The sequence below is a fragment of the Promicromonospora sp. NPDC019610 genome (assembly GCF_044389365.1).
Classification (GTDB): Bacteria; Actinomycetota; Actinomycetes; order Actinomycetales; family Cellulomonadaceae; genus Promicromonospora.
In genome coordinates this window covers 1,224,088-1,239,632 of the sequence record NZ_JBIRXX010000002.1, presented here as the reverse complement: position 1 = coordinate 1,239,632, position 15,545 = coordinate 1,224,088, and the positions used below count along the sequence as shown (strand labels likewise).

At 75.4% G+C, this 15,545-nt stretch carries 16 protein-coding genes and 1 riboswitch; of the genes, 11 read left to right on the top strand and 5 right to left on the bottom strand.

Features of this window, described 5'->3' with window-relative positions; all coding sequences use genetic code 11:
* Positions 1-111 precede the first annotated feature (111 nt).
* Positions 112-220, top strand: a riboswitch (TPP riboswitch).
* Positions 221-279: 59 nt separating this feature from the next.
* The 5 genes from ACH45N_RS17185 (at position 280) to ACH45N_RS17165 (ending at position 5,928) form a co-directional block, all read left to right on the top strand.
* A complete protein-coding gene (locus ACH45N_RS17185) occupies positions 280-936 on the top strand; it encodes a YkoF family thiamine/hydroxymethylpyrimidine-binding protein (RefSeq protein ID WP_397395986.1) in 657 nt (218 codons plus the stop codon).
* Positions 933-1,559: an ECF transporter S component gene (locus tag ACH45N_RS17180; RefSeq protein WP_397395984.1), complete on the top strand. Its 627-nt coding sequence runs from the start codon at positions 933-935 to the stop codon at positions 1,557-1,559. Before ACH45N_RS17185 ends, ACH45N_RS17180 begins: the two co-directional genes overlap by 4 nt.
* On the top strand, positions 1,549-3,507 hold the full coding sequence (locus tag ACH45N_RS17175) for an ATP-binding cassette domain-containing protein (protein ID WP_397395982.1): 1,959 nt from the start codon (positions 1,549-1,551) through the stop codon (positions 3,505-3,507). Before ACH45N_RS17180 ends, ACH45N_RS17175 begins: the two co-directional genes overlap by 11 nt.
* A complete protein-coding gene (locus tag ACH45N_RS17170; RefSeq protein ID WP_397395980.1) occupies positions 3,504-4,301 on the top strand; it encodes an energy-coupling factor transporter transmembrane component T family protein in 798 nt (265 codons plus the stop codon). The genes ACH45N_RS17175 and ACH45N_RS17170 overlap by 4 nt, the downstream gene beginning before the upstream one ends.
* Positions 4,302-4,368: 67 nt before the next feature.
* Entirely contained in the window at positions 4,369-5,928 is a 1,560-nt protein-coding gene (locus tag ACH45N_RS17165; RefSeq protein WP_397395978.1) for an ArnT family glycosyltransferase, read from the top strand.
* A 14-nt stretch (positions 5,929-5,942) separates the two neighbouring features.
* Here the strand turns inward: ACH45N_RS17165 and ACH45N_RS17160 are convergent, their stop codons facing one another.
* Positions 5,943-6,767 carry a GNAT family N-acetyltransferase gene (locus ACH45N_RS17160; protein ID WP_397395977.1) on the bottom strand — a complete coding sequence of 275 codons (825 nt, stop codon included), beginning with the start codon at positions 6,765-6,767 and terminating at the stop codon, positions 5,943-5,945.
* A 55-nt stretch (positions 6,768-6,822) separates the two neighbouring features.
* Positions 6,823-7,839 carry an RNA polymerase sigma factor gene (locus ACH45N_RS17155; protein WP_397395975.1) on the bottom strand — a complete coding sequence of 339 codons (1,017 nt, stop codon included), beginning with the start codon at positions 7,837-7,839 and terminating at the stop codon, positions 6,823-6,825.
* Positions 7,840-7,991: 152 nt separating this feature from the next.
* Between ACH45N_RS17155 and ACH45N_RS17150 the strand changes: the two genes are divergently transcribed.
* Positions 7,992-9,719 carry an RNA polymerase sigma factor gene (locus ACH45N_RS17150; protein ID WP_397395973.1) on the top strand — a complete coding sequence of 576 codons (1,728 nt, stop codon included), beginning with the start codon at positions 7,992-7,994 and terminating at the stop codon, positions 9,717-9,719.
* A 25-nt stretch (positions 9,720-9,744) separates the two neighbouring features.
* Here ACH45N_RS17150 and ACH45N_RS17145 read toward each other — a convergent pair whose 3' ends face one another.
* Complete coding sequence (locus ACH45N_RS17145) at positions 9,745-10,407, bottom strand: TetR family transcriptional regulator (protein ID WP_397395971.1); 663 nt, start codon at positions 10,405-10,407, stop codon at positions 9,745-9,747.
* A gap of 74 nt (positions 10,408-10,481) precedes the next feature.
* Between ACH45N_RS17145 and ACH45N_RS17140 the strand changes: the two genes are divergently transcribed.
* The 5 genes from ACH45N_RS17140 to ACH45N_RS17120 are packed head-to-tail and all read left to right on the top strand — an operon-like array spanning position 10,482 to position 14,616.
* The gene (locus tag ACH45N_RS17140) at positions 10,482-11,108 is read left to right on the top strand and encodes a biotin transporter BioY (RefSeq protein WP_397395969.1); all 627 of its coding nucleotides are present in this window, start codon (positions 10,482-10,484) and stop codon (positions 11,106-11,108) included.
* Complete coding sequence (locus tag ACH45N_RS17135; protein WP_397395967.1) at positions 11,105-12,223, top strand: class I adenylate-forming enzyme family protein; 1,119 nt, start codon at positions 11,105-11,107, stop codon at positions 12,221-12,223. Before ACH45N_RS17140 ends, ACH45N_RS17135 begins: the two co-directional genes overlap by 4 nt.
* Positions 12,216-13,343: a thiolase family protein gene (locus tag ACH45N_RS17130; RefSeq protein ID WP_397395965.1), complete on the top strand. Its 1,128-nt coding sequence runs from the start codon at positions 12,216-12,218 to the stop codon at positions 13,341-13,343. The genes ACH45N_RS17135 and ACH45N_RS17130 overlap by 8 nt, the downstream gene beginning before the upstream one ends.
* Positions 13,340-14,026 (top strand): energy-coupling factor ABC transporter ATP-binding protein, encoded by a 687-nt coding sequence (locus ACH45N_RS17125; protein WP_397395963.1) that lies wholly within the window; start codon positions 13,340-13,342, stop codon positions 14,024-14,026. The genes ACH45N_RS17130 and ACH45N_RS17125 overlap by 4 nt, the downstream gene beginning before the upstream one ends.
* Complete coding sequence (locus ACH45N_RS17120) at positions 14,020-14,616, top strand: energy-coupling factor transporter transmembrane component T family protein (RefSeq protein WP_397395961.1); 597 nt, start codon at positions 14,020-14,022, stop codon at positions 14,614-14,616. Before ACH45N_RS17125 ends, ACH45N_RS17120 begins: the two co-directional genes overlap by 7 nt.
* 64 nt (positions 14,617-14,680) lie before the next feature.
* Here ACH45N_RS17120 and ACH45N_RS17115 read toward each other — a convergent pair whose 3' ends face one another.
* Complete coding sequence (locus ACH45N_RS17115; RefSeq protein WP_397395959.1) at positions 14,681-15,136, bottom strand: hypothetical protein; 456 nt, start codon at positions 15,134-15,136, stop codon at positions 14,681-14,683.
* 105 nt (positions 15,137-15,241) lie between these two features.
* Positions 15,242-15,511 (bottom strand): hypothetical protein, encoded by a 270-nt coding sequence (locus ACH45N_RS17110; protein WP_397395957.1) that lies wholly within the window; start codon positions 15,509-15,511, stop codon positions 15,242-15,244.
* Positions 15,512-15,545: the final 34 nt, after the last annotated feature.

Here is a 15,545-nt window from a genome sequence, read left to right as displayed (position 1 = left end):
AGGCGCGAGTCCCGGGCTTGACCAGAGCCTGGGCGATTGCTCTCACTATGCGGACACCAGGGTGGGACGTGGTGGGAATGTCCGGGTGGTGCGGTGCGTGCTGTTACGGTGGGCGCAGTGCACGGGAGTCCGGTATGCCGGGCTGAGAGGGAGTAATCGAACTCCGACCGTTGAACCTGATCCGGATCATGCCGGCGCAGGAAGCGACCTCAGGGCGTGGCCGTACCGGTCCGCGTCCTCCTGTGCCCGACGGATATCCGACGGACAGGGGAGGACCTGATGGCGGACCACGCCACGGCAACGGACGAGACCGCCGAGCTGCGCGGCGACCCGATGCGCTTCGGCGTCGGCGCGCGGATCACCGCGGCGGTGATGTCGGACGACTACGTCGACGTGATCCTGGGCGCGCTGCGCCAGGCCGACACCACGGGGCTGGTCGTCGAGACCGGCGACGTGAGCACCTACGTGGGCGGCGCCGAGGGCGACCTGCTGCGCTACGTGACCGACCTGACGGCCGGGATCGCGGCGTCGGGCAGGCACGCGGCCATCACCGTGCACCTGTCCCGGGGCTGCCCGGGCGAGGTGGCCTGCGACCTGCCCGGCGGGGCCGGCCCGCGGGTCACCGAGGTGCCCCGGGGGCGCGACACCGGCCGGTTCGTCTCGGCCGAGTGGGCGCTGTACCCGCTGGCCGACGACGTCCGCGCGGACGTCACGCCGGACCACATGCGCGACATCTACGCCGCGATCGAGCTGGCCAAGGACAACGGGACGTTCCGCGGCTCGCAGCACTTCGTCACCCGCCTGGAGGGCGACGCCGGACGGGTGCTCGCCAGCGCCTTCGCCGGCTGGGTCCTCGCGGGCCGCACGGTGCAGCACGTCACCAGCCACCTCACCCTCTCCGTGAACAGCCCGAGCCACGCGGGTGGCACGCGATGAGCGGGACGACGGAGCGCCCCCGCGCCCGGCTGCCGCTGCGCGACATCGTGCTCATGGTGATGCTCGGCGTGGTGTTCGGCTTCCTGTACTGGGCGCTCGTCCAGGCGTGGAACGGGCTCGCCGTGGCGATGGGACCGGCCGGCGACCTGGCCCAGCACGTGCTGCTCGGCGGGTGGCTCCTGGTGGCGCCCATCGCGGTCGCGATCATCCGCAAGCCGTTCGTCGGCATCATCGCCGAGGTGATCGCCTCCGTGGTCGAGGTCGTGTTCCTGGGCTCCCCGGTCGGGCCGCTCCTGCTGGTGGCCGCGGCGATCCAGGGCGCCGGCAGCGAGCTCCCGTTCGCGCTGACCCGCTACCGCCGGTTCGGGTGGGGCGTGTACGCGGTCTCGGGCCTGCTCGGCGCGGGCCTGGTCTTCGTGTGGTCCGCGTTCCGGTTCGGCTGGTACGGACAGGACATCCTGGCGCTGCGCCTGGGCATGCAGCTCGCCTCCGGCGTCGTGCTGGGCGGCCTGCTCGCCAAGGTGATCGTCGACCGCCTGCACGGCACCGGCGTGCTCGACGAGTTCGCGATCGGCCGGGCGGACGCCGCGCTCCGCGGGCCCGTGGCGCGCCGTGAGCGCTGACGCCGTGGGCGCTGGCGTCTTGGGCGCTGCCGCCGTCGTCGAGGCCACCGGCCTGGAGGCGGTCTACGGCACCGGCGACGGCGTGGGACCCGTCGACCTGCGCATCGACGCCGGGCAGAGCGTGCTCGTGCTCGGCCCGTCGGGATCCGGCAAGTCGACGCTGCTCCGGCTGCTGCACGGCGCCGTCCCGCACGCCGTCCACGCGCAGGTGGACGGCGCGGTGAGCGTCGCCGGCCGGTCCGTGTCCGACACCGGGATCGCGGGGCTCGCCGACATCGTGGGCGTCGTGGCCCAGGATCCCGAGTCGGGTGTCTGCCTGCCCGACGTGCTCGACGAGGTCGCGTTCCCGCTCGAGAACCTCGCGGTCGACCCCGGCCTCATCGGGCCGGCCGTGCGCACCGCGCTCGACCGGGCCGGGGCGGCGGACCTGGCCGGGCGGGCGACGGCGGAGCTGTCCGGCGGAGAGCTGCAGCGCGTGGCACTCGCGGCGGCCATCGCGCCGTCGCCCCGCCTGCTGCTGCTCGACGAGCCGACCTCCATGCTCGACGCCGCCGGGATCGACGCCGTGCGCGGCGCGCTCGACGTCGTGCGACGGGAGACCGGCGCCGCCTGGGTGCTCGTGGAGCACCGGCTCGACGAGCTGGCGGGCGACGCCGGCGCCGGGGCGCTCCCGGAGCGCTGGATCGTGCTCGGCGCCGACGGGCGCGTCCGGCACGACGTCGCCGTCGGCGAGCTGACCGTGCCCGTGCTGCGCGAGCTCGTGGGGGAGGGCTGCTGGCTCCCGCTCGACCTGGAGCTGGCGGCGCTCCTGGGCGACGACGGTGCGGTGGCGCGGTCCGGAGGTGCGCTTCTACCCCGCCATTGCGCCCGGAACCACCCTGATTCCGGGCCAGATGGCGGGGTAGAAGCGCACTTCGCGGGCGGGTCGCTGGCGGCCCGGCTGCTGCGGGAGCTCGGCCCGGCCGACGTCGCGCCGGGTACCCGGTCCGTGTCCGGCGTCGCGCCCGTGCCCGGCGACGTGCCCGTGCCCGGCGTCGCGCCCGTGTCCGACGACGTGCCCGTGTCCGACGACGTGCCCGTTTCCGGCGTCGCGCCCGTGCCCGGCGTCGCCCGGCGCCCTGCTCCGCCCGGTGTCGCGCCCGTGTCCGGCGTCGCCCGGCGCCCTGCCCTGCCCGGCGGCCAGACCCTTCGCGCCCGTGGTCTGTCCGTGGCGCGCGGTCCTCGGGGCCGACGCCGCGAGGTGTTGCACGGGGTCGACCTGGAGCTCCGCCCGGGGACCACGGCGGCGCTCGTCGGGGCCAACGGCAGCGGCAAGTCCACGCTGCTGACCTGCCTCGCGGGCCTCGACCGGCCGGCGGCCGGCAGCGTGGACGGCCCCCGGGCCGGGCTCGTGTTCCAGAACCCGGAGCACCAGCTCACCGCCACGACGGTGCGCGAGGAGGTGGCGCACGGCCTGCCGCCCGACGCCGCGCCCCGGGTCGACGAGGCCTTGGCCCGCTTCGGGCTCACCCGGCTCGCCGACCACAACCCCTACCGGCTCTCCGGCGGGCAGAAACGTCGCCTGAGCCTCGCCGCGATGCTCGTGCACGAGCACCCGTTCCTGCTCGCCGACGAGCCCGGCTTCGGCCTGGACCGGCACGCCTCGGTCGGTGTGCTCCGTGCGCTGCGCGACGCGGCGGCGGACGGCCGCGGCGTCCTGTTCTCCAGTCACGACCTGCGCGCCGTCGCGGGCTACGCCGACCGCGTCCTCGTGCTCGCGGACGGCGCCCTGCTGGCCGACACGACGCCGCTCGACCTGCTCCGCGACGAGGCGCTGCTCGCCGGCGCGGGTCTGCGCCCGCCCGCCCTGCTCCGCCGGCTGGCGCACGAGGTGCGCGACGGCCGCGAGCTGGTCGAGGTGCTGCGCGCCATGGACGCCGCCGCCCTGACACCGGGCGTGGCCGCATGACGGCCGGCACCCCCGACCCGAGCCGCCGCCCCTACCCGAGCCGCCGCCCCTATCCGAGCCGCCGCCCCTACCTGGGCCGCCGCAACCCGACGATCAAGGCGGCGATCCTGCTGGCCGCCTCGCTCGCCACCCTCGGCTTCCTCGACCCGCGCCCGCTGCTCGGCCTCTGGGCGCTCGCGGTCGTCGCGGTCGGGGTCGCCGCCCGCGTCCCGCTGCGCACCCTCGTGCTGGGGCAGGTGCCGTTCGTCGTGTTCGGCGTGGGGCTGGTCGCCGTCAACGGCCTCAGCCGGCCGGGCACGCCGCTCGTGCCGGGGGCGCCCGTCAGCGTCGAGGGGCTGACGGTCGGCGTCGCCCTCGCGCTGCGCGGCCTCGTCATCGGCGTGCTCACGATCGGGTTCCTGGCCTCCACGCCGCCCCGCGACCTGATGGTGAGCCTGGTGCAGCACGCCCGCCTCAGCCCCCGGTACGCCTACCCGGTGCTGGCGGGCCACCGCATGCTCACGGCGATGCCCGCACGATGGGCCACCGTCCGGGCGGCGCAGGCGGTGCGTGCGCCCCTGCGGCGCGGACGTCCGCGGTTCGGCCTGCCCGACGCCGGGCGCGCCGCCTTCGCGCTGCTCGTCACCTCGATCCGGTCGGCCGAACGCATCGCGCTGGCGCTGGAGTTTCGGGGCCTCGGCGAACGCCCCCGTACCGTGTGGCGACCCGTCCCGATCGGCCGGGGCGACGTCGTGCTCGTGCTGGTGGTGCTGGCCGCGTGGGTGGCGGCCGCGTGGGCGGACCTCCGCCTCTGACGCCCGGCCGTCTTCCGGCGCGCCGTCTCCTGGCGTGCCGCGCGCAGCCGTCGGTACGCTCCCGACCATGGCGGACGCGTCCGCACCACCCGACTCGATCCCCGGCCCGGCGCACCCCGCCGACGCCCGGCCCACCGGCCCGCTGCCCGCCGTGGCGTGGCGCCCGGTGGGCGCTGCGGTGCTGGTGCTCGGTGTGCTGCTGACCGCGACCAGCACCCGGTACGGGTATCACCGGGACGAGCTGTACTTCCGGATGCTGGAGCCGGGCTGGGGCTACGTGGACCAGCCGCCCCTGACGCCGTGGCTGGCGCGGACCTTCGCCGAGCTGTTCGGCGACACGCTGCTCGTCCTGCGCATCCCGGCGACGCTCGCGCACCTGGCCGCGATCGTCGTGATCGCGCTCGTCGCCCGTGAGCTGGGCGGGCGCGCGGGCGCGCAGGCGCTGGCCGCCTGGGGCTACGGGACGGCGGCGATCCCCGTGGCGTTCGGGCACACGCTGCTCACGTCCAGCCTGGACCTGCTCATGTGGCCGGCGGTGCTGCTGTGCGTGATCCGGGCCGTGCAGCGCGACCCCCGCTGGTGGCTCGCCGCCGGGCTCGTCACGGGCGTCGCGCTGTACAACAAGCTGCTGGTGGTGGCCCTGCTCGGCGGGATCCTGCTGGGGCTGGTCGTCGCCTGGCCGTGGCGGACGCTGCGCCGGTCGGCCGCCCCGGACCGGTGGCCGCTCACGACACCCTGGCCGTGGGCCGGCGCCGTCGTCGCGCTGCTCGTGGGCCTGCCGAACCTGGTGTTCCAGGCCACGAACGGCTGGCCGCAGCTGGCGATGGGTGCGGCGCTGGGCGAGAACAACGCCGCCGACGTGCGCTCCGAGATGTGGCTGTTCCAGCTGCTCACGCTCGGCCCGCCGCTGGCCCTGGTGTGGCTCGTGGGGCTGGTGTGGCTGTGGCGCCGCCGGCCCCTGCTGCGCTTCCTGGTGGTGGCCTACCCGGTGCTGCTCGTGTTCACCTACGTGGCCGGGTCCCAGACGTACTACGCGACGGGTCTGCTGTCGGTGCTGTTCGCGGCGGGGTGCGTACCGGTCGCGGGCTGGGCCCGGGCCGGCCGGCGGCGGGCGGTCGTCGTGGCACTGGTCGCGCTGAACGCGGTGGTCTGCCTGGTCATCAGCCTGCCGCTGGTGCCGGTGGCGGTGCTGGGCGAGACGCCGGTCGCGGACATCAACTCCGCGGCGCAGGACGCCGTCGGCTGGCCCGAGTACGTACGCCAGATCGCCGACGTGCACGCGGCGCTCCCCGCGGAGGACCGTGACCGGACGGTCGTCCTGACGCAGAACTACGGCGAGGCCGGGGCCGTGGACCGGTACGGCCCCGCACTGGGGCTGCCTGCCGCGTACTCGGGGCACAACGAGCTGTGGGAGTACGGGCCGCCGCCGGCGTCCGCGACCGTCGCCCTGGTCCTCACGGAGGCCCCGGGCGCCTGGGGCGACCGGTTCGAGGAGTGCGCCCCCAGAGGGCGCCTCGACAACGGCGTGGGCGTCGACAACGAGGAGCAGGGCGTGTCGATCCTGGAGTGCCGCAGCCCGGCGGGCGGCTGGGCCGCGCTGTGGCCGGAGCTGCGGCACCTGGACTGACCGGGGCTTTCGTGTCAGGCGCGCCAGCGCCAGTTCTGCCGCGCGTAGCGGACCTCCAGACCGGCGCGCTGCAGGTTGGCCAGGGACTGGTTCACCTCGCCCGGCGCGGGTGCGCCGGTCTCGGCGACCACCCAGGTGGCGCCCGCGGCCCGCGCGGCGGCCAGGCGTGCGGCGATCAGCGCCGACTGGGCGCCGCGGCCACGGTGCTCCGGCAGCGTGGCGCCCGAGTTCAGGGAGGCGACCGTGCCGTGCACGTAGAGGTTCGCGCCGGCCACGATCGTGTCGCCGTCCCAGGCCGCGAACGGCGTGGCGGCCGGGTGCCGCACGCTCTCGGCGAGCATCGCGACCATGGCGGGGTTCTCCATGCCGAAGGCCCGCGAGACGACGGAGGCCCACTCGTGCGCGTCGGCCTCGCCGACCGGTCCGACCCGCAGGTCGGTGCCGGCCTCGGCCCGGACGTCGGCGACCGGAGCCGCCAGCTTCAGCCACGACCCGGCCGGCTGCAGCCCGTGCGCCTCCTGGATCCGCGCCCAGTCGGGCGGCAGCACCGCCGGCGCCACCTGGAGGACGGCGGTGGGGGTGCCCTGCTCGCGGTAGAAGGCGATCACCCGGTCGACCAGGTCGTGCGTGACGGGTTCCGCGAACCCGAACCCGAGCGCCTTGCTCCAGTAGTCGAACGGGTCCAGGCGGGCGGACAGCACCACGCCGCCGCCGATCCGGGTCGTCGCGATCCCGAGTCCCTCCTGCGCGAGGGCCGGCGCGTTCGTCTCGTAGCGGTACATCATCTCGGCCTCGACGCTCTCGGCGAGCTCGGTCGGGTCCGTCGTCCGTGTGTTCACACCTGCACGATGCTCGCCGGCGCCAGGAAGTTCGGCGTCAGGGGAGTGGCGTGCGTCACATCCGTGGGCGGTGGAACAGGTGGGCCCGGCGGACCAGGCCGTCCTCCAGGCGCAGCACCCACAGCGCGCCGGGCGGGCAGTGCTCCGGGTCCTCCGGCGGGCTGAGCAGCTCGATCTCCCACAGGACGAGGTCATGACCGGCCACGACGTCGGCGAGCCGGTGACGCACGCCGTCGGCGACGTCTGCCGCCATGGCCCGCAGGATGTAGCCGTGCCCGGTCGTGACGTGTCCGCGTGGCCACGTCGACTCCACGAGCGGCGACCAGCCCGCGCCCAGCACCGAGCCGAAGTCGCCCCGGTCGGCCGCCGCCAGCATCTCGCCGGCCTCGCCGCGCCGGGCCCGGGTCACGGCGGCGACGTCGTCGTGCGCGGCCTCGGCGGTGGCGAGCAACGCGGTCCCCAGGCGCCGTCGGGCCTCCGCGAGCCGGCTGCGGACCGTGCCGACGGGGATCTGCAGGGTCGCCGCGATGTCGCGGTAGGCGGGCAGCCCGCCGAGGTGCCGCAGGACGAGGGTCAGGCGCAGGTCCGTGGGCAGCTCGCCGAGCGCGGTCCACAGCCAGTCGCGGCTGGCGTACCGGTCCAGCAGGTCCGCGGGGTCGGGCTCGGCGCTCGGGAGCCGGTCCGCGTGCTGCTCGTCCAGGGGCAGGTCGGCCCGCGCGCGCCGCCGCATCCGGCAGGCGTTGCGCACGACGGACCGGAGCCACGGCCCCGCCGCGTCCACGTCCCGCAGGTCGTCGATCCGCAGCAGGGCCACGAGCGCGGCCTCCTGGACCGCGTCCTCGGCGTCGGCGACGTGACCCAGCACGCCGGTCGCGACCGCGAGCATGGCGGGCCGGTGCCGGGCCAGGAGGAGGCCGACCGCGCTCGTCTCGCCGGCTCGCGCGGCGCGGACCAGGTCCCCGTCGGACGGGGCGCCGGGAGGGAGGGTCTTCAGCACGCGGCCGATGATAGGGGGCCGGGGCTCGCTCGCGAGGTCGCCGTCCGCGATCGTCTGCTCGAACCGGGCGGCCACGCGTCCCTCCACGCGGGCGCTGTGCACGGCTGGTCACGCTCGGTCGTGCGGCCCGGGCTGCCGCTCGTCGCTGCCGAGATCTCGCCGGGGGCTGCATCGTTTTCCGGTCCCCACGCGTCAGGAAGGGTGAACAGGGAGAAGGGGACGTCGCAATGGCGCAGTGGGAGGCCGAGCTCACGGAGCTCGTGGCGAGGCGTGGCGGTCTGCTGGTGGGGTACGCGTACTCGTTGTGCCGGGACAGGGCGCAGGCCGAGGACCTGGTGCAGGACGCGCTCGTCAAGGTCTACTCGCGCCTGCGCCGGGTGCCCGCGGCCACCCCTGGCCACCAGGTCGTCGATCTCGACCAGCCACGGTTGTCCAGTCCCGAGGCATACGTGCGCCGGGCGATCCTGACGATCTTCCTGGACGGGTACCGCCGGGAGAACCGCTGGTCGGGTGTCAAGCACCTCCTGGTCGAGGGCAGCTCGTCGTCCGGGGTGGACCACGCGGTGGCCCTGCGGGTCGACGTGGGCGTCGCGTTGCGGCAGCTCTCGCCCCGGCAGCGCGAGGTGGTGACGCTCCGGTTCTTCGAGGACATGACGGTGCCCCAGATCGCGACGGAGCTCGGGACCAGGCCGGGCACGATCAAGCGGTACCTGTCGAACGCGATGGAGCAGCTCCAGGGCCTGCTCGTGGAGCTTCCCGCCCCAGCTGTGGACGCGGACCTGGACGAGCGGCTCGGCGCGGTGGCGGGAGCGGTCCGCCGGCGTCGCGCCGCGAAGGTGGGTGTCGTCACCGGCGTCTCGCTGGTGCTTGCGGGCCTGCTGACGCTCGCGGCGTTCCTCGGCCCGGGACGGCTCCTGTCCGAGCCGGTGCCGCCGGCCGTCCCGCGCCCTGACGCGGCGGTCGGTGGGAGCTGGGCGCCCGGCGCGTGGCGCCAGCACGGCGCGCAGTACCGGTGCGGGATGGACGTGAGCGACCTGGGGTCGACGTCCGACCGCGTTCGGCTGGAGCTCACCGGTGAGATCCGGCCCGCCGTCGGTCACGTGGAGGCGCTGCTCCGGATCACGCGGACGGACGCGGACGGCCCGCAGCTCGACGGAGGGGAGCCCATGCTCGTCTTCGCGCAGGCCGGGCGCGTGGTCGACATCGGCAGGGGCTGGCAGCACCTCGGGTACGACCTTCCAGCCGCCGGCGGGTCCATGGATGCCGTGGCAGACGCGCGCGCCGCCACGGCGTGCGGGTCGTGGACGATGCGCGGTGGGCCCTGGGAGGAGTACCGGGACGCACGACCCGCCGGAACCTATGACGTGTACGCGGCGATGCCGTGGATCGACACCGCGGGAGGTCGTGGCATCGCCGTCAGCGAGCCGGTCACCATGGAGGTGCCCGCGGTCGACGTTCCCGTCGAAGCCTCGCTCGACGTCGACATCCGCGACGGGTACCAGCCGCCGTGGCTCAGCGGTACGGACCTTGCCTGCGGGGTCCATGCCTCCGCCATCCCGGGCAGCCGGGAGACCTCGGGCCTGCAGGCCCGGGCCGAGACCACAGGTCCGTCCGAGGAACGCGTGGCGGTCACGTTCTTCGAGGCCGACGGCGAACCGGTCGACACCGTTCGCAGCCCGGTCACGCTGGTCTGGCTCAGCGACGGGCGTGTTGTCGGGGTCGGTCGTGACGTCGGGTCCGAGCCGGTGCAGGACCTCAGGATCGACGAGGAGGGTGAGGTCACCGTCGTGGTGCCGGTCGGACCCGACCGGTCATGCCTCGCGGACCCCGACGCCGGTATGCCCCCCGGTGACTACCAGCTGTTCGCCATGACGGAGCTGGAGCCAGGCTCGGGCGGTGAACGGCGCTTCCGGTCCGTGCATGTGACGGGCGACTACGGCGTGGAAGGGTCGTGACCCCCGGAATGGAGTAGCCGGGGGCTCATCCAGCCGTGCGTGAAAGTTCGTCCCGCCTGGTCTTCTGCACGTCCCGGTGCTGGGCGATCGACACCTCGAGGCCGTGCGCGATCATCGTCAGCGCCTCGGCGAAGTCAGCGTCCGCGGGGGAGCCCGCGCGCGCCTCGCCGAGGTTCGAGGCGGCGGTCTCCGGCAGCAGCCCGAGCTGGTCCGCGGCCAGGCGCTGCTGCTCGTGGAAGGTGAAGCCGACCACGAAGTGCATGACCGCCTCGGCGGCCACCTCGGCCAGCGCGTCGGGCACGCCGTGGAGGCGAGCGGCGGCCAGCAGCCGCGGCCGCACGGGTGAGCTCACCAGCCCGAGAGCGAGCGAGCTCGACACCAGCTCGGAGGCGTCGCGGTGCGCGAGCAGGCACTCGCGCATCCTTGTGCCGACGGCCCGCACGGCGTCGTGCATGGACGTCCCGTCGCCCGACACCTCGGCCATCGGTGCGAGGATCCGCTCGCTGACCGCCGCGAGCAGTGCCTGCTTGTTCGGGAAGTGCCAGTACAGGGCGCTCGGCTGCACGCCGAGGGCGGTCGCCAGGTGCCGCATCGTCAGGTCGGGCAGGCCGTACTCGTCCAGGAGGTGCAGGGCCATCCCGGCGACGTCGTCGCGGCTCCGTCGACGCGAGTTCACCGAAGCCACCATGTTGCCACTATATTCATGAACGCCGTTCAGGTGAACACCGTTCAGTGCACCCTTCTCACGAGGAGACCACACCCATGCCCGAAGCACCCAGCCCACGACGTCGGGCGATCGACGCGACCGACATCGCCCGTCTGGCCGTCTTCGTCGCGCTCATCGCGGCGCTCGGCCTGCCGGGCAGCTTCAGCGTGCTCGGCGCCGTGCCGATCACCGCGCAGACGTTCGGCGTGATGCTCGCGGGCGCGGTCCTCGGACCGCGGCTGAGCGCCCTGGCCGTCGCCGTGCTGCTCGCCCTCGTCGCCGTGGGCCTCCCGCTGCTCGCCGGAGGGCGCGGCGGGATCGGCGTCTTCGTCGGCCCGTCCGCGGGCTACCTGGCCGGCTGGGTCGCCGGGGCGTTCGTGACCGGCCTGATCGTGCACGCCTCCGCGCGGAAGCCGGCCGTCTGGCGGACGGCGGTCGCCATGCTCGTCGGCGGCATCGTGGTCGTCTACGCGTTCGGCATCCCGGTGCAGAGCCTGGTGACGCGCCTGTCCCTGGGGGAGACCGCGCTGACCAGCCTCGTCTTCGTCCCCGGCGACCTGGTCAAGGCGGTCCTCGCGACCCTGACCGTCACGACGCTCCTGCGGGCGTACCCCCGCGCGTTCCGGCGCACGTGGCTCCCGCCGCGGCGGGAGGACGCCCCGGCCCCGGACGCGACGCGATGACCGCACGCATCGTGGTGCTGCGCGGTGCGCCCGACGAGATCTTCGACAGCATCCGCGCCGTGCGCGACGACGGCGACGTCCCCCTCGTCGGTGACGACCGCTGGCCCGCGGCGCAGTGGTCCGCGGTCCGGGACCTCACCGCCGACGCCCCGGTCCCGGCCGGCGCGGCCTGGGCCGCACTGACCTCCGGCACGAGCGGCGCCCCGCGCGCCGTGCTGCGTACCGCGGCGTCATGGGAGCGGTCGTTCGCCGCCGTCTCCGGGCTGCTCCAGACCACAGGGCCCGCGGACAGGATCCTCCTGCCCGTCCCTCCGGCGTCGTCCCTCACGCTGTTCTCGCTGGCCCACGCGCTCGGGGGCGGCCCACGGCCGGTCTTCCCCGGCGGCCCGGGCGCCGAGGAGGCCACCCTCGTGCACGGCACGCCCCACGCGCTGCGGGCCCTGCTCGACGCCGGCGCCGCCCCACGCCTGCGGACGGCCCTGGTCGGCGGCTCCCACGTCGACGCACGGCTGCGGGCGGACGCGGAGTCGCGCGGCATCCGGGTCGTCGGGTACTACGGGGCGGCGGAGCTCTCCTTCGTCGCGGTCGACGACGGCCGCGGCCTGCGGGCCTTTCCCGGGGTGGAGATCGACGTGCAGGACGGCGAGCTGTGGGCCCGCTCGCCCTACACCGCCCTCGGCTACCTCGGCGAGCCCGGCCCGCTGCGCACCGGCGGCGCCTGGAGCACCGTCGGCGACCTCGCGACCGTGGACGACCACGGAACGCTGACCGTGCGCGGGCGCGCCGACTCCGCCATCCTCACCGCGTCCGCCACCGTCGTCCCCGACGAGGTCGAGGCGGGCCTGCGCACGCTCCCGGGGGTCGCCGACGCCGTGGTCTTCGGGATTCCCACACCCCGGGTCGGCGCGCTCGTCGCCGCGATGGTCGAGGTGGACGACGGCGCCCCGCCGCCCACGGTGAGCCGGCTGCGCTCGCTGGCCGAGACCCGGTTCGCCCCCGCCCACCGGCCCCGGGTGTGGTTCGCGGGTCCGCTGCCGCGCACGGCGTCCGGCAAGCCGGCCCGCGCGGAGGTGCTGCGCCGGATCGGCACGGGCGAGGTGAGCCGGCTTGGCTGAGCAGCCCGTCCTCGTCGCCGCGCGGCGCACCCCGATCGGCACCCGCAGCCGGGCGTTCGCCCAGGTCAGGGCCGAAGAGCTCGCCGCCCCCGTCATCCGGGCCACCCTCGCGGACGCCGCGGCCGCCACCGGGCGGCCGCTCACGGTCGCGGATGTCGTGCTCGGGAACTGCATGGGGCCCGGCGGCAACCCCGCCCGCGTCTCCGCGCTCGCCGCCGGGCTCGGCGCCGGCGTGCCGGGCGTGACCGTGGACCGGCAGTGCGGCAGCGGGCTGGCCGCCGTCCTGGACGCGGCGACCGCGATCCGCGCGGGCGACGACCGGCCGCGGATCGCCGGCGGCGTCGAGAGCGCGTCGACCGCCCCGACCCGGTCGGTCGACGGCGTCCCCTACGACCGGGCCCCGTTCACGCCGTCGGGCTGGCCCGACCCGGACATGGTCCAGGCGGCCCAGGACCTCGCCCGGGCCGACGGCCTCACCCGGGAGCGGCAGGACGCGCACGCGGCCCGCAGCCACGAGCGGGCCCGCGCGGCCCGGGACGCCGGGCGGCTCGACGCCGAGCTCGTGCCCCTTCTCGGCGTGCTCGCCGACGACTCGATCGGCGTGGCCGAGCCCCTGCTGCCCCGCCTGCGCCCCCTCTTCCCGGGCGGCACCGTCACCGCGGGGACGTCCACGCGGATCAGCGACGGCGCCGCGACGGTCGCGATCGTGCCCCACCGCCTGCGGGGCGCCGCCGCCGGCCTCGTGGTCCGCGGGCACGCGGTCGTCGGGTGCGACCCGGCCCTGCCGGGCATCGGCGCGGCCCCGGCCGTGCTCGCGGCGCTCGACGCCGCCGGTGCCCGGATCGGCGACGTCGCCGCCGTGGAGATCGTCGAGGCCTTCGCGGCCCAGTCGCTGGCCGTGCTCGGCCGGATCGGCCTCGCCGACGACGACCCACGGGTCTGCGCCGACGGCGGGGCGCTCGCGCTCGGTCACCCGTGGGGCGCGAGCGGCGCAGTCGCCGTGGTGCGGCTGTTCAGCCGGCTGGTCCGTGCGGGTGCGCCCGCGGGGACCCTCGGCGTCGCCGCCGCGTCGGTCGGCGGCGGGATGGGCGTCGCGGCCGTCGTCGAGGTGGTCCGATGAGCTACCTCGACCTGACCGACGTCGCCGTGCGCCTGGGGGACACGGACGTGCTGCGCGGCGTGACGTGCTCGCTCGACGCGCGCACCGTCGCCGTCGTCGGCGAGAACGGGTCGGGCAAGTCCACCCTCGCCCGGCTCGTCGGCGGGCTCGCCCACGCCACGAGCGGGACGGTCCGCGTGCTCGGTCTCGACCCGGTGCGCGACGCCGCCCGGTTGCGCCGTCGCGTCGCCGTCGTGTTCAGCAACCCGGACACCCAGATCGTCATGCCGACCGTGGCGGAGGACGTGGCGTTCTCGCTGCGGTCCGACAAGCTGCCCCGGCGGGAGCGGGACCGGCGGGTCGACGAGGCCCTCCGCCGGTTCGGCCTCGACGACGTCGCGGACCGTGCGTCGCACGACCTGTCCGGCGGGCAGAAGCAGCTGCTCGCGCTGTGCGGCGCCTTCGTCCGCCGCCCCGATCTCGTGATCGCCGACGAGCCGACCGCCTACCTGGACGCGCGCAACGCCCGCCGGGTCGCCGACCACCTCTTCGCCGACGGAGACCACCGGCTGCTCCTGGTGACGCACGACCTCGCCCTGGCCCGGCGGTGCGACACGGCGGTCCTGGTGCAGGACGGCACGATCGCCGCGGTCGGAGCGCCCGACGCGATCGTCGAGGCCTACGAGGAGGAGCTCGCATGCTGACCCTGTACCGGCCGGGCGACGGCCCGTGGCACCGGCTGCCGGCGGGGCCCAAGGCCGTCGTGCTGATGCTCGTCGTGCTCGGCGTGTGTCTGCTCCCGGCGACCTGGTGGGCTGCGGGCGTCACGGCGGCGGTCTGCGTCAGCTGCTACGCCGTCCGTGGGGCGGGGATGCGTGAGCTCCTCCGCCAGGTGGCCGTCGTGCGGTGGATGATCGTGGTGATCGCCGCCGGGCAGCTGGTGTTCGCCGGCCCCGAGGACGCCGTCGCGAACGTCGCCCGCGTGACCGCGGCCGTGGTGATCAGCGGCCTGCTCACGTCGACCACACCGCTCAGCGAGCTGCTGGACGTGCTGGAACGGGCGTTGAGGCCGCTGGCGCTGCTGCGGGTCGACCCCGACCGGGCGGCGCTGACGGTGGCGGTGACGCTGAGCACCCTGCCCGTGCTCGCGAGGATCGAGCGCGAGGTCCGCGAGGCGCAGCGGGCCCGGGGCGGCGGGCGGAGCCTGCGGCTCTTCGCGATCCCGTTCCTGGTGGTCGCGCTCAAGCACGCGGACGGGCTGGGCGACGCCCTGACCGCCCGGGGCGTGCGATGACCCCGGCGGTGCACGGGCCACCGTGGGGACGCGCGGGCGGCGGACAACGCCCGTGACCTCCAGGTCAGCAGATGACGGCCGACGTGCTCACCCACCCGGTCGTGCGTTCCTTGGTCCTCTCGTCCATCCACTCGACCTTGGCGCTCGCGCCCACGGAGGTGCCACACGGCACGGGGAGGGCCCTGGTCGCGATCCACTCGTAGGTCTCGTTCCAGCCGGCGTCCCCGTAGGTGACGACGGTCGTGCCGGCCGGCGGGTTCCCGTCGCGGACATAGGAGTAGCTGACCTGCAGCATCCGGACGCTGTAGTCGCCGGGCCGGTCCTTGTCGTCGCGGCCCGACGCGCGGGCGTACACCGTCCCGTCGGAGTTCCTGCGCAGTGACACGCACCGGTCCACGAGGTCGCCCACGCAGTGCTTCGCCTCGTAGGTCCACGCCGACGCCGGTGCGGCGGTGGTGAGCCCGATCGTCGTGGTCAGTACGAGCCCCAGCGCCATACCCATGATCCGTCGCATCTTCATCGGCCCCCTTGTCGGTCGTCGGGAGTTTCTCCCACGCCTTCCGAGGGTAGGCGGGGCGGAAACGTCGTGCACGGGACAGGCACGGAGGGAGTGCGGGCCGGTGAGCTAGGTCGTCGCACGCTGCCCCCTGCCTCTCTGCGCCCGCAGTGCCCTGACTCCTGCTTTCGCCGCGACGGCAGCCGTGAGGACCAGCGGACCGAACAGCGCGACGGCGGAGGCGACGGTCCACCAGAACGTCGGGGAAGCCGGGGACGTGGTGAGCCCCGCTGCGGTCCAGGCGGCCGCCTGCCCTACCCAGGGCAGGAGGTACCAGACGAGGTAGCCGAAGGCGAACACCGGACCGATCAGCCACACGTGGACGAACCATCGGCTCACCCGCCGGTCAGCCGGGGAGGCGTCCTCTAGGACG

Coding starts and splice junctions, on each gene's coding strand:
- ACH45N_RS17125 (WP_397395963.1), top strand. CDS start 13,340: ATGAGCTACCTCGACCTGACCGACGTCGCCGTGCGCCTGGGGGACACG.
- ACH45N_RS17165 (WP_397395978.1), top strand. CDS start 4,369: ATGGCGGACGCGTCCGCACCACCCGACTCGATCCCCGGCCCGGCGCAC.
- ACH45N_RS17150 (WP_397395973.1), top strand. CDS start 7,992: ATGGCGCAGTGGGAGGCCGAGCTCACGGAGCTCGTGGCGAGGCGTGGC.
- ACH45N_RS17140 (WP_397395969.1), top strand. CDS start 10,482: ATGCCCGAAGCACCCAGCCCACGACGTCGGGCGATCGACGCGACCGAC.
- ACH45N_RS17120 (WP_397395961.1), top strand. CDS start 14,020: ATGCTGACCCTGTACCGGCCGGGCGACGGCCCGTGGCACCGGCTGCCG.
- ACH45N_RS17170 (WP_397395980.1), top strand. CDS start 3,504: ATGACGGCCGGCACCCCCGACCCGAGCCGCCGCCCCTACCCGAGCCGC.
- ACH45N_RS17180 (WP_397395984.1), top strand. CDS start 933: ATGAGCGGGACGACGGAGCGCCCCCGCGCCCGGCTGCCGCTGCGCGAC.
- ACH45N_RS17135 (WP_397395967.1), top strand. CDS start 11,105: ATGACCGCACGCATCGTGGTGCTGCGCGGTGCGCCCGACGAGATCTTC.
- ACH45N_RS17145 (WP_397395971.1), bottom strand. CDS start 10,407: ATGGTGGCTTCGGTGAACTCGCGTCGACGGAGCCGCGACGACGTCGCC.
- ACH45N_RS17115 (WP_397395959.1), bottom strand. CDS start 15,136: ATGAAGATGCGACGGATCATGGGTATGGCGCTGGGGCTCGTACTGACC.
- ACH45N_RS17185 (WP_397395986.1), top strand. CDS start 280: ATGGCGGACCACGCCACGGCAACGGACGAGACCGCCGAGCTGCGCGGC.